Raw genomic sequence first — 19,649 nt, forward strand, 5'->3', positions numbered from 1 at the left:
CGCTCGCTAGACGACCTCGGAATAGAGGTCGGCCGGGGCGTAGTGCGGGGCTCGGGAGACCGAGCCCCACGCCGCCCGCAGCGCCTGCACGCCGCGCTCGATGTCGCCCGGGCGATGGATGATCGGCACCCGGAGGAAGCGCTCGAACGCTCCGTCGAGGCCGAAGCGCGGGCCCGCCGTGATGAGCAGGCCCTCCGTGCGCGCGGCGAGCGCCAGCTGCGAGCTGACCGGGGCGCCGAGGTTCACCCAGGCGGCGAGGCCGCCGTCGACGGGCGGCACCTGCCAGGTCGGGAAGTTCTGGGCGAGCATCCGGAGCAGTGTCTCGCGGCCCTCGCGCAGCTGCGCCGAACGCCCGGCGAGCACCTGGTCGAAGTCGCGCAGCAGCTCGGCGACGATCAGCTGCTCGAGCACGGGGGTGCCGAGGTCGCCGGCGAAGCGCGCCCCCGCCAGCTTGCGGATGATCGCCGGCTCGGCCCGCACCCAGCCCACCCGGAGCCCGGCCCAGACCGTCTTGCCGACCGAGCCGATCAGCACGGCGGAGGCGGCGGTGCCGGCGTCGCCGTAGGCCGCGAACGGCAGGAACGTCTCGGCGCGATCGATGTCGAGCTCGGCGGTGGTCTCGTCGACCAGCACGAGCGTGCCCTGCCGGGACGCGTCGGCCAGCACCGTCGTGCGGAGCTCGGCGGGCATCGACTCGCCCGTCGGGTTGTGGAAGTCGGGCATCAGGTAGGCGAGCGTCGGGCTGGTGCGGGCGAAGGCCTGCGCGAGGCCGGCCGCGTCCCAGCCGTGCAGGCCCTCGGGGGCGGCGCCGCTTCCCCGGGCCGAGACCGTCACCGGAACGAAGCGCGCGCCCGCCGCCCGCAGCGCCTCGTAGGCGTGCGGGTAGCTCGGCAGCTCGACCACCGCGCGGTCGCCGCGGGAGAGGAGGGTGCGGGCGAGCAGCGAGATCGCGTGCTGGGCCCCGATCGTGATCATCACCTGCTCGACGCTCGTCGGCAGACCGCGCGCCGTGTAGCGGTCGGCCACCGCCTGACGGAGGGTCAGCGAGCCGAACGGGTCGATGCCGGTGCCGCCGAGCTCGCGGGCGAACTCGTCCATCACCCGCAGGGTGGCGCCGTGCAGGGCCGGATGCGCGGGGGCGGTGGCCTTGGAGAAGTCGATGAAGTCGCCCGAATCGTCGGTGCCCGTCACGGGGGCGCGCCCGGGCAGGCGGGTGACGCTTCCCGAGCCCCGCACGCTCGAGGTGTAGCCGGCGTCGCGCAGCTCGCGGTAGGCGCCCGACACCATCGTGCGGCTGACACCGAGTGCCTGGGCGAGGTCGCGCTCGGCCGGCAGCCGCGTGCCCGTGGCGACACGGCCGTCGAGCACCAGCAGGCGGATGCGGTCGAACAGTGCCAGATAGGACGGCCCGGCCGAGCTGCCGCGCCAGTCGCCGAGCAGGGAGATGAGGCCACGGGTGCCGATGCGCGGGTCAGTCATGGCGCCACTTTAGCGGGATTGGCATGGCAGGTCGAGGCCAATCGTGCGATTGGATCTACCCATGACCTTCCGCGTGCTCCGTCTTCTCGCCGGCCTGATGCTCTACGGCTTCGCCGAGGCCCTGATGATCCGGGGCGCGATCGGCATCGACCCGTGGACCGTCTTCTCGCAGGGCATCTCCCGCAGCACCGGGCTCTCGATCGGCCTGTTGACGAACCTGATCGGGATCGCGGTGCTGCTGCTGTGGATCCCGCTACGGCAGCGGCCCGGACTCGGCACGGTGCTCAACGTGCTGCTGCTCGGGCCGTTCATGGAGCTCGGGCTGTGGCTGCTGCCCGCCCCGGGCTCGCTGCTCCTGCAGGTGCTGTCGTTCACGGCGGGGTTGCTGCTGCTCGCGGTGGCCAGCGGGATCTACATCGGGGCACGGTTCGGGCCGGGCCCGCGCGACGGGCTGATGACCGGGCTGCACGCGCGGCTGGGCTGGCCGATCTGGCTCGGGCGCACGCTGATCGAGGCGACGGTGCTCGGTGCCGGGTGGCTGCTCGGCGGCGACGTCGGGTTCGGCACGCTGGCGTTCGCGCTGCTGATCGGGCCGCTCTGCGGGGTGACGCTGCCGCTGTTCGGGGGTCGGAAGGTCGCGCTCGCTGCGGTCAGCCCTTCGCCGCTTTCGCCTCCGCCTTCGCGGCCCGCTTCGTCTCGCGCACCAGCGTGAGCGAGTCGGCGTCGACGATGTCGGCGACCGAGCGGTGCGAGCCCTCCTCGCCGTAGGGCCCGGCAGCCTCGCGCCAACCCTCCGGCGTCACGCCGTACTGCTTGCCGAGCAGCGCCACGAAGATGCGGGCCTTCTGTGCCCCGTAGCCGGGCAGCGCCTCGAGCCGCTTCAGCAGCGCCTTGCCGTCGGACACGTCGCTCCAGAGCGCGGCGGCGTCGCCGTCCCAGTCGTCGACGAGGGCGGCGGCGAGCGCCTGCACCCGCCCGGCCATCGATCCCGGGTACCGGTGCACGGCGGGGGTCTGACGGAACACCTCGACCAGCGCATCCGGATCATAGGAGGCGAGGTTCTTCGCCGTGAACGGCCCGTCGATGCGGTCGCGGATCTTCTTCGGCCCCTCGAAGGCCGCCTCCATGGCGATCTGCTGGTCGAGCAGCATACCCACCAGCAGGGCGAGGGGGTCGGTCGAGAGCAGCTCGTCGGCGTCGGCGTCTCCGGTGATGTGCAGTGCGGGGCTCATGCCTCCATCATGACGGCCCGGCGCGTGAGCTGCGAGCCGTCTCGGCCCGATCGCCCTAGGGTCGGAGCATGCTCACCACCGCGGTCGCCGTGCCCGCCGGCCTGACGATCCGCCGCACGGTCGAGGGCGACTGGCGCGAGGTGCGCCGCCTCCGCCTGGAGATGCTCGAGGACACCCCGCTGGCCTATCTCGAGACCCTCGCCCATGCTCACCGGCGCGGCGAGGCCGAGTGGCGCGCCAAGGCCCGTGAGGGCTCGTCGAACCGCGCGATCACCGTGGTCGCGGTGACCGCCGAGGGGCGTTTCGTGGCCACGATGCTCTCGTCGGTGCCGCCCGGAGCATCCGGGGCCTACCTCTTCGGCGTGTACGTCGCCCCCTCGCACCGCGGCGCGGCCGGGGTGACGGATGCTCTGCTCACCCGCATCGAGGAGTGGGCCCTCGGGCGCGGCGACACCCTCACCCTCGAGGTGCACGAGGACAACGCCCGGGCCATCGCCGCCTACCGCAAGCGCGGCTTCGTGGAGACCGGGGTGACGCTGCCGTACCCGCTCGACCCGAGCCGGCGGGAGCTCGAGATGCGCAAGGAGCTGCGGGCATGAGCGGCGGCGTCAGCAGTAACGGCGACGGCGACGGGCGTGCCTTCGGCGAAGTGCTCGTCGGGCCCACGGCGCCGCCCGAGCTGCACGTGATGAGCTACAACATCCGCCGCCCGATCGCGCACGTGATGCCGCACAGCCCCGATCGCTGGGAGACCCGGCGGCCGCACCTGGCCGCGCTGCTCGAGGCCGAGCAGCCGAGCATCCTGGGCACACAGGAGGCGATGCCCCGCACCGCCGGATTCGTGCGGCACAGCCTGGGCCGGCACTACCGCTCGATCGGTCACGGGCGCTCGGCGAACGGCGGCGGCGAGGGCTGCCCGCTGTTCTACGACACCCGGCGGCTCGAGCTGCTCGACTGGTCGCAGCAGGCCCTCTCGCCGACACCCGACGTGCCGGGCTCGACCGGCTGGGGCAACCGCGTGCCGCGCATCCTCGTGGCGGGCATCTTCCGCGACCGCGCCACCTCGGCGCGCTTCGTCGCCGTGAACACCCACTTCGACCACCTCTCCCGCCGCTCCCGCGTGCTCGCCGCAGGCGCCGTGCGGGAGCTCGTGGCCTCCTGCGGGCTACCGGCCGTGGTCACCGGCGACCTCAACAGCGGCGAGGCCACCGCTCCCCTGCAGGAGCTGCTTCGCGACGGCGAGCTGCTCGACGCCTACGCCATCGCGGCGTCGCGCCTGACGCCGGAGTGGGGCAGCTTCCCGAACTACGGCACCCCGCGCCTGGACCGCAAGCGCATCGACTGGATCGCCACCACCCCCGGCGTCGAGGTGCTCGAGGCCGGCATCAACCCCCACCGCTACGCCGGCGGTTTCGGCTCCGACCACCTGGCCGTCCAGGCCGTGCTCCGGATGCCCGTGCCGGCGCCCGCACCGTGAAACGGAACTTCCTCCGCCCGCCCCACGGCGCCGCCGAGTGGTCCGCCGACGCCGTGCGGGCACTGGCCCTGCTGAGCGTCGTCGCCGCCTTCATCTGGTGGGAACCGACCGATGCCGGGGTGCTGGCGCTGGTGCTCCCGGGGGTGGTGCTGCCCCGCTTCGTGGGCGTGCATCCGCTCTTCGACATCGTCTACTCGCTCGTGCTTCTGGTGGCCGCGTGGAGCAACGTGTTCGACCTCTACACGAGCATCTGGTGGTGGGACATCGCCGTGCACGTCACGGCGACCGGGGTCGTGGCCGTGATGGCGTACCTCTTCTTCGCACGGCTCGGGATGCTCGTCGACCCGGCCTCGCGCAGCTTCACCCTCGGCACCGCCCTGGTGCTGTGCACCGCGCTGGGGCTCGCGGCGAGCGCGGTGTGGGAGATGGTGGAGTGGCTCGGAAAGACCTACATCAGCTCGTCGATCTTCGTCGCCTACGACGACACGATCGGGGACATGGCGGTGGGCGGTCTCGGGGCGCTGATCGCGGGGGTGCTGCTGCGGGTGCTGCCGCTCGGCCTGCGGCCGGCCGGCGCTCAGTCGCTCACGACACCGGTTGAAACTAAACATTCATGAATGTATAGTTAGGAGTCTCACCCGGAGGTCTCCATGTCTGTCATCACGCCCGCGCGCACCTCGTCGTCGCGGCGCTGGATCCTGCTCGCCGTCGTCTCGGCCGGGCTGCTGCTCATCACCATCGACAACTCGGTGCTCTACACGGCCCTGCCGACGCTCACGCGCGAGCTCGGCGCGAGCGGCACCGAGAGCCTGTGGATCGTCAACGCCTATCCGCTCGTGATGGCCGGACTGCTGCTCGGCGCCGGCACGCTCGGCGACCGGGTCGGTCACCGGCGGCTGTTCCTGATCGGCCTCGTCGTGTTCGGGTTCGCCTCGCTGCTGGCCGCCTTCTCGCCCGCACCCCTGGTGCTGATCGGCGCCCGCGCGCTGCTCGCCGTCGGCGCGGCCGCGATGATGCCGGCGACGCTCGCGCTGATCCGGCTCGGCTTCTCCGACGTGCGGGAGCGCAACATCGCCATCGGCATCTGGGGCAGCGTCTCGGTGGTCGGCGCGGCCGCCGGGCCGATCCTCGGCGGGCTGCTGCTGGAGTGGTTCTGGTGGGGTTCGGTCTTCCTGATCAACGTGCCGATCGTGATCGCGGCGCTCGTGGCGACCCCGTTCGTGGCGCCGCACACGCCCGGCGACCGCAGCCGGCCATGGGACCTGGCGTCCTCCCTGCTCGCCATGGTGGGGCTGGCGGGCGTCGTCGTGGCGCTGAAGGAGGTGACCAAGGCGGGGCCGTCGTGGCTCGTGGTCGGGCTCGCGCTGGTCGTCGGCGTAGCGGGGCTCGCGCTGTTCGTGCGGCGGCAGCGGAGGCTGCCGTACCCGTTGCTCGACCTGGCGCTGTTCCGGCGGCCGGCGCTGTCGGCGGGCGTGCTGGCGGCGGGCGTGGCGCTGTTCACCATCGCGGGCGCCGAGCTCGTGACGGCGCAGCGCTTCCAGGGCGTCGAGGGCTTCAGCCCGCTGAACGCGGGGCTCGTCGTGGCGGCGCTCGCCCTCGGCTCGCTGCCGAGCGCGCTCGCGGCCGGGGCGCTGCTGCACCGGGTGGGTCCGCGACCGCTGATCGCCGGCGGGCTCGGGCTCGCCGCCGTCGGCGCCGCCGTCACGCCGCCGCTGATGGCGTTCGGCTGGGGCGGGGTCGTCGCCGGGCTCGCCGTCGCGGGCGTGGGGCTCGGCTTCGTGATGGCCTCGGCGTCGGCCGCGATCATCGGCAGCGCGCCCGCCCACCGCGCGGGCATGGCGTCGTCGGTCGAGGAGGTCTCGTACGAGCTCGGCGGGCTCGTGGCGATCGCGGTGCTGGGCGGGCTGATCACGTCGACCTACGCGCCGTCGGCGGTCGGTGCCGTGGGCGCCTCGGGCGCCTCTGGCGCCTCTGGCGCCGATCCGGCGTTCACCACCGTGCTGCTCGTGATCGCGGGGGTGCTCGCGCTGAGCGCGGTCGCCACGGCGCGGCTGCTGCGGAACACCCCGGCGTCGGCGCTCTCGGGGCACTGAGCGGCCGCGGCCGGGCGGCCGGCACCGGGCGGCGACCGTGGCGCGGTGGCCGCGCATCCTGAACCCGACGTCTACCCTGGAGGGACCATGCGCCCGAACAACCGCACCGCGATCCTCGACGCCGCCGTGCGGGTCGTCACGCGGGACGGCCTGCGGGGGCTGACCCTCGAGGCCACGGCCGAGGAGGCCGGCCTCACCCGCGGCGGCATGATGTACCACTTCCGCGACCGCGGAGCCCTCGTGCACGCGCTGAACGAGCACCTCGCCCGCGAGTGGGACGCCCGCCTGGAGTCAGCCGCAGGGAAGGCCGCCGACGCGTGCACCCCCGACGAACGCATCGCGGCTTACACGCTCGTGACCTCGTCGGAGGAGACGAACCCGGCGGAGCTCGCGCTCATCCTCGAAGCGTCGAAGAACCCCACCGACTCCGCCCTCTGGGACGAGGTGCAGCGCCGCTGGACCCCCACCCCCGCCGAGGCGGAGGCCGACCCGGCGGCTCTCGACCGCTTCGTGCTGCGCCTCGCGGCCGACGGCCTCTGGGCCTACGACGCCATCAGCGGCGACGAGCTCCCGCCCGCCCTCCGCCGCCGCCTCGCGGTGCGCATCGCGACCCTCCTCGCGGAGTAGGGCGCGCCTACTCGAGGGTGGCGGCGTGGGCCGCCAGGGCGTCGCGCACGAAGGCGGCGCCCGTGGGGCCGCCGTAGTTCGCCGCGAAGCGCTCGTCGGCGACGTAGAGCTCGCCGAGGCCGCTGAGGTAGTCGGGGTCGGGGTCGGATCCCGCACCGGGCGTGCCCGGGATGCCCGCGAGCCACGCGACGTGCCGCCGCGCCAGCTCCTGCGCCTCGGGCCCCGCCGGGTCGAGACCGGCGGCAGCCCCGGCGCTCCAGTCGGCGTTCAGGGCGGCTAGGCGCTCCTGCCAGGCCGCGCGCGCGTCCGGGCTCATCGCCGCCCACCAGTCGCGCCCCTCCTCGGCCGCCGCCGCGCCCCAGCGCTCGGCCACCTCCTCCTCGTAGCGGGTCGGGTCGAACCCGTCGAACATGGTCTCGGCCATGAGTGCTCCTCCTTCTGTGAGTGTGTCGATCGTGGTCTGCACCGAGACGATCTGCCGGTCGAGCCGGGAGCGTTCGCGGCGCAGGTGGTCGAGGTGACGGCGCAGGGCGGCGGGAGCATCCGTCGACTCGTCGAGCAGCCGGGCGATCTCGCCGAGCCCGACGCCGAGCTCGCGCAGCAGCAGCACCCGCTGCAGTCGCACCAACGCCGCTTCGTCGTAGTGGCGGTACCCGTTCGAGCCGATGCGGCTCGGCGCGACGAGCCCGATGCGGTCGTAGTGCCGCAGTGCCCGGCTGCTGATGCCGGCCAGCCGCGCGACCTCGGTGATCGATCTGTCCATCGGATGCTCCCTCCCGTCGTCTCGTGGAACCGACTGTACGAGTTGACGCTGCGTCAAGGTCAAGCGTCCGAGACGGGATCGTGATGCGAACCCTCTGCACCCCCGTCTGCCGAGTGTCGGACGGAGGCGGTAACGTCGGATCATGGCCCCCTTCCGCCGCCGCCGACACGACGACGATCAGCGTGAGCCCCTGCATCCGAGCCCGGCGGCGCCCGATGCGGCGGGTGCCGTCGCCTCGCGCCGCGCCTTCCTCAAGGCCGCCGCCGTGGGTGCCGCCGGAGCAGCGGCCGCGGGCCTCGGTGGAGCGGCAATCGGCGTCGGCGTCTATGCCCAGGAGTCGAACCTCGACTTCGCGCCCGAGGCCAAGGAGCAGAAGCCCGGCTTCGAGCACCTCGTCGTGCTGATGTACGAGAACCGCTCCTTCGACAACGTGCTCGGCTGGCTCTACAAGAACGAAGAGCTCAAGGCCGGCCAGAAGTTCGAGGGCCTGCACCAGGGCCGCCGCTCGAACCCGGTGCCCGGCACCGACGAGGAGGTCGAGGCCCGCCCCTACTCGGGCTCGACCGACGAGATCATGCAGAGCCCCAACCCCGACCCGGGCGAGGAGTACTCGCACGTCAACACGCAGCTGTTCCAGCGCGTCGACCCCGACGAGAACCGCGACCTGCACGCCAACGGGCTGAGCTATCCCTACAACGCCCCGGGCCCGAACGACCAGCCCACCATGAAGGGCTTCGTCGAGGACTACATCATCAACTACCGCGAGATCACGAAGAACAAGAAGGAGGCCGGCCGCAAGGAGTACGAGACGGCCATGGGCGGCTTCACGCCCGAGATGCTCCCGGTGTTCTCGACGCTCGCCAAGAACTTCGCCGTCTTCGACCACTGGCACAGCGCCGTGCCCTCGCAGACCTTCTGCAACCGCCTGTTCTTCCATGCCTCCACCTCGCACGGCTTCGTCACCAACAAGGGCGACGGTGGCTACGACAAGTGGCTCGACGCCTCGAAGGCCGAGGCGCCCACCATCTTCAACCGCCTTCAGGATGCGGGGCTCACCTGGCGCGTCTACTACGACGCCGCCCAGCTCGTCTCCATGACGGGCGTGCTGCACGCCCCGGTGCTCGAGCCGTACTGGAAGTCGCACTTCCGCGTGATGGAGCAGTTCTACGATGACGTCGCGAACGGAGACCTGCCCGACTACGCCTTCATCGAGCCGCGCATGATCTACAACCACAACGACATGCACCCGCCGCACGGCACCCTGCGCGAGAGCGACGACGCCACCGCCGACGGCGACGTGGTCATCGATGGCGCCTTGTCGGATGCGCGGGCGGCCGATGCCCTGCTGCACGCCGTCTACTCGGCCATCCGCACGAGCGACACCCCCTCGGGGTCGAACGCGATGAACACGATGCTCTTCGTCACCTTCGACGAGCACGGCGGCACCTTCGACCACGTGCCGCCGCCCTCGGCCGTCCCTCCGTCGACCGGCGACCCCGGCGAGATGGACTTCACCTTCGACCGCCTGGGCTGCCGGGTGCCGGCCATCGCGATCTCGGCGTACACCGCGAAGAACACGATCGTGAACGAGCAGATGGATCACGGATCGGTCATCGCAACCCTCACGAAGCTGCACGGCCTGAAGCCGCTCACCCGGCGCGACGCCGCCTCGCGCGACATGTTCGACGCGGTGAACCTGAAGGAGCCGCGCCCGGCGTCCGCCTGGCCGCAGACCATGCCGCAGTACTCTCCACCGAACCCCGAGGTGAGCTTCGACGGCACCTCCGAGGCGCAGCGCATCAAGCCCATCAGCAACCCCGCGAAGGGGCTGCTGGGGCTCCTCATCGCCAAGTTCGGTGTGAAGGGCGAGGCCGAGCCGCAGACCTACGCCGAGGCGTACGCCACCCTCATGAACACGCAGAACGCGCAGGGCCAGCTCTTCGGCACCCTCGACGGGGTCGACGGCACCCCGCGCCCCACCGCGGCTTCAAGCCCGACGTCGACCTCCACCGCTACGCCCTGACGCCTGTCCGCTCGGCTCGCGCCGACACCCTCTCGATCGGCACAGCGGTCCCAGATAATCGAGCATTCATCAGCTGTTTCTGATAGAATCTCAGTATGCGGACAGACGCCCAGCTCAAGGAGATCGCCGACGATCTCCGGGTCGCTCTGGGCGCAGCGATCAGCGGGATGGCGGGTCTCACCGATGAGGCACTGCTCGAGGTCATGGCCGACTTCGAGGTGATCGGGCGGCTGGCTTCGGCGGGGCAGGTGCACGCCGCCGGTGAGGTCGGCGTGCGGTCACGGAGCGAGCTCGGCGACGAGGGGCTCAGCCGGTCGCAGAACTTCACCACCCCCGTCGCGCTCATCGCGAAGGTCACCGGCGCGTCGGCTCGGGCGTGCAAGGCCCGGCTCGAGCTGGGGCGGAAGCTTCGTGGTGCGGTGCTGCTGGGTGGGGGCGAGGGGCCGGCGCCGTTCCCGGCGGTGGCGCGTGTGCTCGATGAGGGCGTCCTCGGGGTTGAGGCAGCGGCGGCAATCGTGAAGCAGTGCGGTGTGCTCGCCGACCGTGGATGCTCGGCCGACGTCGTGGCCCTCGCCGAAGAGACCCTCGTCGACCAGACCCTGTCCTGCCGGCTAACGGCCGACGAGACCTTTCGGGCCGCCATCCACCTGCGCGAGGTCGTCGACCCTGATGGCGCTGAGCCACGTGACGAAGTGCTGCAGATGCAGCGGTCGCTCACGATCGCGCTGGCGCCGGATGGGATGTACCGGGGGAAGTTCGCGCTCGCCCCCGAGCAGGGCGGGGTGTGGATGTCGAGCATCCGGGCGTTGCAGAGCCCGCGAGTGTCCGGTCCACGGTTCGTCGATGGGGACGAATACGTGGTCGCCGATGGGCGCACGCAGGCGCAGAAGAACGCCGACACCGTCACTGAGCTCATTGCCCGTGCCGCGGGCGCCGATAACATGCCCCGCATCAACGGTGCAATCGCCACGGTCAACGTGCACATGACACTCGACGATCTCGAGAAGGGGCGCGGAGTCGGCTGGATCGACGGCATCGACCAGCCCATTCCCGCCTCGACCGTCGCTCAGCTGCGGTGCTCATCCCCCGTCGCCACCACACTGTTCGGCGACCGGGGGGAGGTTCTCTACCACGGCAAGGCGAAGCGGCTCTTCACTGCGGCGCAGAACCGGGCACTAGCCGCCCGTGACGGTGGGTGCGTGTGGCCCTCCTGCGACAGGCCACCCTCGTTCTGCGAGACACATCATGCGAACGAGTGGGTTTCGGACGATCATCCGCCCGGAAGAACCGACATCGACAACGGCGTTCTGCTCTGCCACTTCCACCATTCCCACCTGCACAAATCACCGTGGAAATTGACCATGCAAGACGGGGTGCCGCATCTGATTCCGCCGAGGTGGGTCGACACGGAGCAGAAGCCGATCCCGACCACCCGGCGACGCACCATCCAGCGATCTGCCGCTTAGCCAGCCACGGTCTCCGAGGGCAAGCGCGAAGCGCGCGGCAGCAGACCCGGCTGCCGCGCGCTGACGCGCTTGCCCAAGATGGACATGGCTGGGTCAACGAGGTCGGCGTCACACGCAACTCTGCACAATGGGCTCGCCTACAAAGGCACCCTGGGAAACGGACAGACGGGCGATACGGTCGGAGCGTCCCGAGGGGGGGGAGGCGAAGCGGCTACGCGCCGACGAGACGCTCTGCGAGGTAGCCCGTGAGGCGGTCGAGCGAGATGCGCTCCTGCGCCATGGAGTCGCGCTCGCGCACGGTCACCGCGTTGTCCTCGAGCGAGTCGAAGTCGACGGTGATGCAGAACGGGGTGCCGATCTCGTCCTGGCGGCGGTAGCGGCGGCCGATGGCGCCGGCATCGTCGAAGTCGACGTTCCAGTTCTTGCGCAGGTCGGCGGCGAGGGTGCGCGCGAGCGGCGACAGCGCTTCGTTCCGCGACAGTGGCAGCACGGCCGCCTTCACCGGCGACAGGCGCGGGTCGAGCTTCAGCACGGTGCGCTTGTCGACGCCGCCCTTGGTGTTGGGCGCCTCGTCCTCGTGGAACGAATCGACTAGGAATGCCATCAGCGAGCGCGTCAGACCGGCGGCGGGCTCGATGACGTACGGCGTCCAGCGCTCACCGGTGGTCTGGTCGAAGTACGAGAGGTCTGTGCCCGAGGCCTTCGAGTGCGTGGTGAGGTCGAAGTCGCCGCGGTTCGCCACGCCCTCGAGCTCGCCGAACTTGCTGCCCGTGAAGCCGAACTTGTACTCGATGTCGACCGTGCGCTTGGAGTAGTGCGACAGCTTCTCCTTGGGGTGCTCGTAGAGCCGCAGGTTCTCGGGGTCGATGCCGAGGTCGGTGTACCACTGGAAGCGCTGGTCGATCCAGTACTGGTGCCACTCCTCGTCCTCACCCGGCTTGACGAAGAACTCCATCTCCATCTGCTCGAACTCGCGGGTGCGGAAGATGAAGTTGCCGGGGGTGATCTCGTTGCGGAAGCTCTTGCCGATCTGGCCGATGCCGAACGGCGGCTTCTGCCGCGAGCTGTTCAGCACCGCGTTGAAGTCGACGAAGATGCCCTGCGCGGTCTCGGGGCGGAGGTAGGCGAGGCCCGACTCGTCGTCGACCACGCCGAGGAAGGTCTTCAGCAGCCCCGAGAACTGGCGCGGCTCGGTCCACGATCCGGGCTGGCCCGTCTCGGGGTCGCGGATGTCGGCGAGGCCGTTGACCGGCGGATGCCCGTGCTTCTCCTCGTACTGCTCGATCAGGTGATCGGCGCGGTAGCGCTTGTGGGTGTGCAACGACTCCACCAGCGGGTCGGAGAACACCTCGACGTGACCCGAGGCCTCCCACACCTGGCGCGGCAGGATGACCGCCGAGTCGAGCCCCACGACGTTGTCGCGCGACTGCACCATGAACTTCCACCACTGGCGCTTGATGTTCTCCTTCAGCTCCACGCCGAGGGGGCCGTAGTCCCAGGCCGACCTGGTGCCGCCGTAGATCTCTCCGGTCGGGAAGACGAACCCCCGGCGCTTGGCGAGTGCGATGACGGAATCGAGACGGGATGCAGGCATGAAGGCTCCGGGATATCTCCGCGCGGCCGGCTGCTCGCGCTGGATCGCTAGCGATTCTACCGGGGAGCCGCCGGGCCGCCCGAACTGGCGCCCGAAGTCAGGAGGCCTTGGAGGCCTTCTTCGCCGCGGGCTTCTTGGCCGGAGCCTTCTTCGCCGGAGCCTTCTTCGCGGCCGCGGGCTCGTCTTCGGAGTCCTCATCCGCATCCGTCTTCTTCGACGACGACGAACCCGACGAGCCCGAGCCCCGGCTCTTGTCGACCGAGCGTCGCAGCGCCTCCATCAGATCGAGCACCTCGCCCCCGTCGCTCTCCGCGGCCTCGCGCCCGAACGTCTCGTCGGTGTCGACCGAGTCGCCCTGGGCGAGCTTCGCGTCGATCAGCGTGCGCAGCTGCTCCTGGTAGTCGTCGGTGAACTTCTCGGGCTCGAAGTCCCCGGCGAACTGGTCGACGAGCGACATGGCCATGTCGAGCTCCTGCGACGACACCCGCGTCGGCTCGTCGAGCGCCGGGAACGCCGCCTCCCGCACCTCGTCGCCCCAGAGAAGCGTCTGCAGCACGAGCACGTCGCCGCGCACCCGCAATGCCGCGAGTCGCGTCTTCTGCCGCAGCGCGAAGTGCACCACGGCGGTGCGGTCGGTGGTCTCGAGGGTCTTCCTGAGCAGCGCGTACGCCTTCGGCGACTTCGAGTCGGGCTCGAGGAAGTAGCTCTTGTCGAACATGATCGGGTCGATCTGCTCGCTCGGCACGAACTCGACGACCTCGATCTCGCGGCTCTTCTCCTCGGGAAGCGACGCCAGGTCGTCCTTCGTCAGGATGACCGTGCGCTCCCCGTCGTCGTAGGCCCGCGCGATGTTCTGGTACTCGATGATCTTGCCGTCGATCTCGCACCTCCGCTGGTACCGGATGCGCCCGCCGTCGGCGTCGTGCACCTGGTGAAGTGCGATGTCGTGATCCTCGGTCGCGCTGTACACCTTCACCGGCACGTTGACGAGGCCGAATGTGATGGCGCCCTTCCAGATCGATCTCATACCCAATTAGACCGTGGATCGGGCCTTTCCGGCTAGAGCCCCGCAGAGCAGGATGGACCCATGGCGGCGTCGAGCGCGAACGAGCAGACCGTGACGGTGGGCGGCCACCGCCTGCGCATCTCCAATCTCGACAAGGTGCTCTACCCAGAGACGGGCACCACGAAGGCGGATGTCCTGCGGTACTACGCCGAGATCGCGACAGTTCTCGTCCCGCACTCCCGCAACCGGCCGGCCACGCGCAAGCGCTGGGTGCACGGGGTCGGCAGCGACGAGCATCCGGGCCAGGTGTTCTTCCAGAAGAACCTCGACGAGGGCACCCCCGACTGGGTGAAGCGGGTCGACGTCCAGCACTCCGACCACGTCAACACCTACCCGCTGGTGAACAACGCGGCCACGCTGGCCTGGCTGGCGCAGATCGCGGCGCTCGAGATCCATGTGCCGCAGTGGCGGGTGGATGCGCACGGCCGCCGCAAGAATCCCGACCGCTTCGTGATCGACCTCGACCCCGGCGAGGGTGCCGGGCTGCCCGAGTGCGTCGAGGTCGCGAAGCTCGCCCGCACGATCCTCACGGGCATGGGGCTCGACCCGGTGCCGGTGACGAGCGGCAGCAAGGGCATCCATCTCTATGCCGCACTCGACGGCTCGCAGACGAGCGACGAGGTCTCGGCCGTCGCGCACGAGCTGGCGCGGGCGCTGGAGGCCGACCACCCGGAGCTCGTCGTCAGCGACATGAAGAAGTCGCTGCGCACCGGCAAGGTGCTCGTCGACTGGAGCCAGAACAACGGCAACAAGACGACGATCTGCCCGTACTCGCTGCGGGGGCGGTCGCGGCCGACCGTCGCGGTGCCCCGCACCTGGCGCGAGCTCGCGTCGAAGAACCTGCGGCAGCTCGAGCTCGACGAGGTGCTCGCCCGCATGAAGAAGCGGGACGACCCTCTGGCCGAGAGCGCCGATGCGCCTGGCGCCGTCGAGGCGCCGGCGGGCGAATGGCACTCCAATCGCTCTCCCGGCGATCAGCCGGATGCGCATCCCGCCGCCGCCTCAAGCACCGACCGCCTCACCACCTACCGCGCCAAGCGCGACCAGGCGAAGACACCGGAGCCCGTCCCGGCCGCTACCCCGGTCTCGACGGACGGCCGCAGCTTCGTCGTCCAGGAGCATCACGCCCGGCGCCTGCACTGGGACTTCCGGCTCGAGCACGACGGGGTGCTCGTCTCCTGGGCGCTGCCGAAGGGCGTGCCCGACGACCCGGGCCAGAACCATCTCGCGGTGCAGACCGAGGACCACCCGCTCGAGTACGGCACCTTCGAGGGGAGTATTCCCGCCGGGGAATACGGAGCCGGAACGGTGACCATCTGGGACTTCGGGACGTATGAGCTCGAGAAATGGCGCGACGGCAAGGAGATCATCGTCACGCTCCACGGCCAGCCGTCGGGCGGGCTGGGCGACCCGCGGAAGGTGGTGCTGATCCACACGGGCCGCGGGGACAGTGGCAAGAACAACTGGCTGATTCATCGCATGCGCGCTGGAGCTGAAAGCGACGATCCAGTGGATCGTCGCCGCGACGCCAGCGCCGAGCGGCCAGCCGCTCGGGCTCGCCAGAAGGTTTTGTCCCCTGAACAACCCGGCCGGGGAATCAAGCCGATGCTGGCCATTCTGGCAACCCAGGCGGACCTGGACGACGAGGACGCCTACGCGTTCGAGATGAAGTGGGACGGCATCCGCGCCATCGCCCGCGTCGACCGCGGCACCGCCACCCTGCACACCCGCAACGGCAACGACGTCACCCCCGCCTACCCCGAGCTGACGGATGCTCTGACAGCCCTCTACCCCGACCGCTCGCTCGTGCTCGACGGCGAGATCGTCGCCCTCGACAAGGCCGGCCGCCCCAGCTTCGGCCGCCTGCAGCAGCGCATGGGCCTGACGAAGCCCCGCGACGTCGCGGCGGCCCGCACCCAGGTCGCGGTCGACCTGATGGTCTTCGACCTGCTCGAGCTCGACGGCGCATCCCTCGTGAAGGAGACGTACGACGAACGGCGACGGATGCTCGCCGACACCCTGCCCGCCGATGAGGGCCCTCTCCACCTCCCGCCCGCGTTCGACGGCGACCTCCGGCACGCGCTCGACGCGAGCCGCACGCTCGGCCTCGAGGGGGTGATGGCGAAGCGGCGCGACAGCACCTACTCGACCACCCGCTCGCGCGCCTGGCTGAAGCTCAAGCACCACCTCGCACAGGAGGTCGTGATCGGCGGCTGGCGCCCCGGCCAGGGTCGGCGCGCCGCGCAGATCGGCTCGCTGCTGCTGGGGGTTCCCGACGCCGACGGCACGCTGCGCTATGTCGGCCGCGTCGGCACCGGCTTCTCCGACCGCGACCTCACCGCGATCACCGAACGCCTCGCCCGCCTCAACCGGAAGACCTCACCCTTCGCCGACGTGCCCGCAGCGGATGCGCGTGACGCCGTCTGGGTCACCCCCTCCGTCGTCGGCGAGGTCTCCTTCGCCGAGTGGACCTCGACCGACCGCCTCCGCCAGCCCTCCTGGCGCGGCTTCCGCCCCGACAAGTCGCCGGCAGAGGTGACCCGCGAGGGGTGACTGCACGTTCGTGCGGATCCCTGGCCAGGGCCGGAACGGAGTGATAGCTTCACGACAGATTCAAGGCCAGACAATCGAGGAGGATCTCATGACCGAGAAGCACGACAAGCACGAGGCACGCGGCGAGCGCGACGGCGAGTACACCGACACCGACAAGGAGAACGTCACCGAGCCCGAGCCGGAGTCGGGCGAGTACACCGACAGCGTCATCCCCGGCGACGAGTAGACCCGGCCGGACGACCACGGCCGAGCCCCACCGCACGACCGCAGAAAAGACGGAGAACGAGGGGCGGGAATATCCCGCCCCTCCCCCGACTTGACAGTGGGTTGCCCGCGAGTAGTGTTCTCACTCGTGGTCAATGAAACCCGCTCGGCGAAACGCTGGCTGATCGGAGATCCGCTCCCGAGCGACAAGCTCGACGGCCAGCTCCTGCCCAAGCGGCTCGCCCTACCCATTTTCGCGAGTGACCCGCTCTCCTCCGTGGCGTACGCGCCGCAGGAGCTGCTGATGATCCTGCTCATCGGCGGCCTCTCCTTCCTCACGCTCGCCCCCTGGGTCGCGGCGGCGGTCATCCTGCTGCTCGTGGTCGTGGTGGCCTCCTACCGCCAGCTCGTGAAGGCCTACCCGAGCGGCGGCGGCGACTACGAGGTCGCCCACAAGAACCTCGGTGAGAAGGCCGGCCTCGTGGTCGCCTCCGCCCTGCTCGTCGACTACGTGCTCACGGTCGCCGTGTCGGTCGCGTCGGGCGTCGACAACATCATCAGCGCCATCCCGCAGCTGAACCCCTTCCGGGTCGAGCTCGCGGTCGGCTTCGTCATCCTGCTGATGGCGGTGAACCTCCGCGGGGTGCGCGAGTCGAGCAAGGCCTTCGCCATCCCGACCTACATCTTCGTGGGCAGCGTCGCCCTGATGATCGTCACCGGGCTCATCCGCACGGCAGTCGGCGACGCCCCCGTCTCCGAGTCGGCCGGCTTCGACGTGAAGGCCGAGCAGCTCACCCAGGCCGCGATGGTGCTCCTGCTCCTCCGAGCCTTCTCGAGCGGATGCTCGGCCCTCACCGGCGTCGAGGCGATCTCCAACGGCGTGCCGGCCTTCCGTACGCCCAAGATCAAGAACGCCCAGCGCACGCTGGTGCTGATGGGCTCGATCGCGATCTGCCTGTTCGCCGGCCTCACCGCCCTCGCGCTGATCTCGAACGTGCACTACGCCGAGAACGCCTGCCACCTGATCGGTTTTGCCGACTGCGCCACGACTCCGCAGCGCAGCCTGATGGCGCAGGTCGCCGCTGCCACCTTCGGCAACAACTCGATCCTGTTCTTCATCATCCAGGCGGCCACCGCGGCCGTGCTGCTGCTGGCGGCCAACACCGCGTTCAACGGCTTCCCGCTGCTCGGCTCGGTTCTCGCGAAAGACGCTTACGCTCCCAAGGCGATGCTCACCCGAGGCGACCGCCTCGTCTTCTCCAACGGCATGATCCTGCTGGCATTGGCCGCGACCGCGATCCTCGTCGTCTACCAGGCCAGCCTCACGCAGCTCATCCAGCTCTACATCATCGGCGTCTTCGTCTCGTTCACCCTCGGCCAGACCGGCATGGTGAAGCACTGGCTGACGATGCTGAAGAACGGATGCGCGGACCGCGGCGCCGTCTACCGCTCCCTCGCGATCAACGCGGTCGGCGCCGTCTTCACCGCGGTGGTGCTGATCGTCGTCACGATCACCAAGTTCACCCACGGCGCCTGGCTCGTCTTCGCGATCATGCCGATCCTGTTCATCCTGATGATGGGCGTGAACCGCTACTACCGCGACGTGAACAGGGAGGTGGAGGTCGACCCGACCACCACCTTCGGCTCCTCGGGCGACCACGCGATCGTGCTGGTCGGCCGCATGCAGAAGCCCGTGCTGAAAGCCCTCGACTACGCGATCGCCGCCCGTCACGACTCGATCGAGGCGGTGCACCTCTCGATCGACGAGGAGCAGACCTCGCAGCTCGAGGAGGACTGGCAGAACATGAACATCGAGGTGCCGCTCAATATCATCGAGTCGCCCTACCGCGACGTCGCCGTGCCGCTGGCGAAGTACATCATGAAGCACCGCGCCGAGCACGGCTCCGAGGTCGTCACCGTCTACACGCCGATCTACATCGTGGGCCACTGGTGGGAGTCGATGCTGCACAACCACAAGGCCCGCCGCATCCGCAAGAAGCTGATGCTCGTGCACGGCGTGACGATCGCTCTCGTGCCGTGGCTGCTCGACTCCTCCGAGCTGCTCTACGGCCGCCGTTCGCGCCCGCTGCCCGGCCAGGAGCGCCGCGGCGAGCCCGTGCGCCCGGTTCCCCGCCGTCCCCACGCCGGTGAGCCGACGGCCCACAAGCGGATGCGCGGCTGAGCTTCGGCTGGACGGCACCCGTCGCTCGCCCGGATGGGTGATCCCTGCGTGCTAAACTCACACTCGATTTCGTAGATTATTCGTCTCATCCGGGCGGCAGTGCCCCCGGCCCGATTCGTGAGGGGGTCTCGCATGGGGCGTGGCCGTCAGAAAGCCAAGCACACGAAGGTCGCTCGCGAGCTGAAGTACTTCAGCCCCGACACGAACTATTCGGCGCTGGAACGCGAACTCACGGGCAAAGCCGGTGAGCCCGACTACTCCAAGTGGGTCGAGGAGGACGACGACTCCGACGATGCGTTCGAGCCGGCCGCATTCGAGCCGACGCCGTTCGAGCCGACAGACGAGCAGAAGCGCGCCTAGAGCGCTGCAGACGTGAAGAAGGCCCGACGCGAGTCGGGCCTTCTGTGTTGTTGCGGCCCTACGGCCGGTCGTCTGCAAGCCGAGCGATCGGCGAGCGGCTAGGGCCGAGGCCCCTCGTCGCGCACCTGGACGAACTCCACGTCGTCGCCCGGCTCGGGGGCGTCGTGCTCCTCGTACTCGGCGGCGACGGTGCGCGCCCGCTTCGAGCTGCCCCGATCGAGCAGGATGGCGACCAGCGCCCCGAGCGCCACGAACACGGCCGCGAGGAAGATGGCGAGGAAGCCGAACACCTGCAGCTGCGTGAACTGCTCCGACTCGGGGAAGGCGAAGGTGAGGATGAGCGCCACGACCACGCCGAGCACGAGCCCCACGAGCATGAAGCGGTAGTACCGCGGTGCGCGCCGCACCTTCACCGAGGACTCGGCGCCCCCGACAGGGGCCGGTCGGGCGGATGCGGTGCTGTCGTCGGGCTGCTGACTCACCCCTCCATTGTCCCCCACCCGGCTGGGCGCCGGGCGCGAACGGGCAGA

At 70.2% G+C, this 19,649-nt stretch carries 18 protein-coding genes; 12 read left to right on the forward strand and 6 right to left on the reverse strand.

Annotation, left to right across the window (positions count from 1 at the left end):
- Window positions 1-6: 6 nt before the first annotated feature.
- Complete coding sequence (gene yczR, locus BJ984_RS01555; RefSeq protein WP_179546529.1) at window positions 7-1,479, reverse strand: MocR-like transcription factor YczR; 1,473 nt, start codon at window positions 1,477-1,479, stop codon at window positions 7-9.
- 61 nt (window positions 1,480-1,540) lie between these two features.
- On the opposite strand from yczR, the gene yczE reads away from it, so the two are divergent.
- Window positions 1,541-2,191 (forward strand): membrane protein YczE, encoded by a 651-nt coding sequence (gene yczE, locus BJ984_RS01560; RefSeq protein ID WP_179546530.1) that lies wholly within the window; start codon window positions 1,541-1,543, stop codon window positions 2,189-2,191.
- Here yczE and BJ984_RS01565 read toward each other — a convergent pair.
- Window positions 2,130-2,711, reverse strand: coding sequence for an HhH-GPD-type base excision DNA repair protein (locus tag BJ984_RS01565; RefSeq protein ID WP_179546531.1), 582 nt, complete (start codon window positions 2,709-2,711; stop codon window positions 2,130-2,132). The two genes, yczE and BJ984_RS01565, sit on opposite strands and share 62 nt — an antisense overlap.
- Window positions 2,712-2,779: 68 nt before the next feature.
- On the opposite strand from BJ984_RS01565, the gene BJ984_RS01570 reads away from it, so the two are divergent.
- The 5 genes from BJ984_RS01570 (at window position 2,780) to BJ984_RS01590 (ending at window position 6,908) form a co-directional block, all read left to right on the forward strand.
- Window positions 2,780-3,310, forward strand: coding sequence for a GNAT family N-acetyltransferase (locus tag BJ984_RS01570; RefSeq protein WP_179546532.1), 531 nt, complete (start codon window positions 2,780-2,782; stop codon window positions 3,308-3,310).
- The gene (locus BJ984_RS01575; RefSeq protein WP_179546533.1) at window positions 3,307-4,188 is read left to right on the forward strand and encodes an endonuclease/exonuclease/phosphatase family protein; all 882 of its coding nucleotides are present in this window, start codon (window positions 3,307-3,309) and stop codon (window positions 4,186-4,188) included. Before BJ984_RS01570 ends, BJ984_RS01575 begins: the two co-directional genes overlap by 4 nt.
- Window positions 4,185-4,805, forward strand: coding sequence for a DUF2238 domain-containing protein (locus BJ984_RS01580; RefSeq protein ID WP_179546534.1), 621 nt, complete (start codon window positions 4,185-4,187; stop codon window positions 4,803-4,805). The genes BJ984_RS01575 and BJ984_RS01580 overlap by 4 nt, the downstream gene beginning before the upstream one ends.
- A 33-nt stretch (window positions 4,806-4,838) precedes the next feature.
- Entirely contained in the window at window positions 4,839-6,281 is a 1,443-nt protein-coding gene (locus BJ984_RS01585; protein WP_179546535.1) for an MFS transporter, read from the forward strand.
- A gap of 87 nt (window positions 6,282-6,368) precedes the next feature.
- Complete coding sequence (locus BJ984_RS01590; RefSeq protein ID WP_179546536.1) at window positions 6,369-6,908, forward strand: TetR/AcrR family transcriptional regulator; 540 nt, start codon at window positions 6,369-6,371, stop codon at window positions 6,906-6,908.
- Between the two features lie 7 nt (window positions 6,909-6,915).
- Here the strand turns inward: BJ984_RS01590 and BJ984_RS01595 are convergent, their stop codons facing one another.
- Window positions 6,916-7,671, reverse strand: coding sequence for a MerR family transcriptional regulator (locus BJ984_RS01595; RefSeq protein WP_179546537.1), 756 nt, complete (start codon window positions 7,669-7,671; stop codon window positions 6,916-6,918).
- A 142-nt stretch (window positions 7,672-7,813) separates the two neighbouring features.
- On the opposite strand from BJ984_RS01595, the gene BJ984_RS01600 reads away from it, so the two are divergent.
- Both BJ984_RS01600 and BJ984_RS01605 read left to right on the forward strand, forming a co-directional pair.
- Window positions 7,814-9,694, forward strand: coding sequence for an alkaline phosphatase family protein (locus tag BJ984_RS01600; RefSeq protein ID WP_179546538.1), 1,881 nt, complete (start codon window positions 7,814-7,816; stop codon window positions 9,692-9,694).
- 95 nt (window positions 9,695-9,789) lie between these two features.
- On the forward strand, window positions 9,790-11,160 hold the full coding sequence (locus BJ984_RS01605; RefSeq protein WP_179546539.1) for an HNH endonuclease signature motif containing protein: 1,371 nt from the start codon (window positions 9,790-9,792) through the stop codon (window positions 11,158-11,160).
- A 211-nt stretch (window positions 11,161-11,371) separates the two neighbouring features.
- On the opposite strand, the gene BJ984_RS01610 is transcribed toward BJ984_RS01605, so the two are convergent.
- Window positions 11,372-12,754 carry a glycine--tRNA ligase gene (locus BJ984_RS01610; RefSeq protein WP_179546540.1) on the reverse strand — a complete coding sequence of 461 codons (1,383 nt, stop codon included), beginning with the start codon at window positions 12,752-12,754 and terminating at the stop codon, window positions 11,372-11,374.
- 97 nt (window positions 12,755-12,851) lie between these two features.
- Entirely contained in the window at window positions 12,852-13,781 is a 930-nt protein-coding gene (gene ku, locus BJ984_RS01615; protein ID WP_179546541.1) for a non-homologous end joining protein Ku, read from the reverse strand.
- 60 nt (window positions 13,782-13,841) lie between these two features.
- Between ku and BJ984_RS01620 the strand changes: the two genes are divergently transcribed.
- The 4 genes from BJ984_RS01620 (at window position 13,842) to BJ984_RS01635 (ending at window position 19,119) form a co-directional block, all read left to right on the forward strand.
- Entirely contained in the window at window positions 13,842-16,373 is a 2,532-nt protein-coding gene (locus BJ984_RS01620; protein ID WP_179546542.1) for an ATP-dependent DNA ligase, read from the forward strand.
- A gap of 88 nt (window positions 16,374-16,461) precedes the next feature.
- Window positions 16,462-16,599, forward strand: a complete 138-nt coding sequence (locus tag BJ984_RS01625; protein WP_179546543.1) for a hypothetical protein — start codon at window positions 16,462-16,464, stop codon at window positions 16,597-16,599.
- Window positions 16,600-16,725: 126 nt separating this feature from the next.
- A complete protein-coding gene (locus tag BJ984_RS01630; protein ID WP_271206352.1) occupies window positions 16,726-18,759 on the forward strand; it encodes an APC family permease in 2,034 nt (677 codons plus the stop codon).
- A gap of 132 nt (window positions 18,760-18,891) precedes the next feature.
- Complete coding sequence (locus tag BJ984_RS01635; protein ID WP_173182491.1) at window positions 18,892-19,119, forward strand: DUF3073 domain-containing protein; 228 nt, start codon at window positions 18,892-18,894, stop codon at window positions 19,117-19,119.
- 98 nt (window positions 19,120-19,217) lie between these two features.
- Here the strand turns inward: BJ984_RS01635 and BJ984_RS01640 are convergent, their stop codons facing one another.
- The gene (locus tag BJ984_RS01640) at window positions 19,218-19,601 is read right to left on the reverse strand and encodes a hypothetical protein (RefSeq protein ID WP_179546544.1); all 384 of its coding nucleotides are present in this window, start codon (window positions 19,599-19,601) and stop codon (window positions 19,218-19,220) included.
- Between the last annotated feature and the right edge of the window lie 48 nt (window positions 19,602-19,649).

This window comes from Herbiconiux flava, assembly GCF_013409865.1.
Lineage (GTDB): Bacteria > Actinomycetota > Actinomycetes > Actinomycetales > Microbacteriaceae > Herbiconiux > Herbiconiux flava.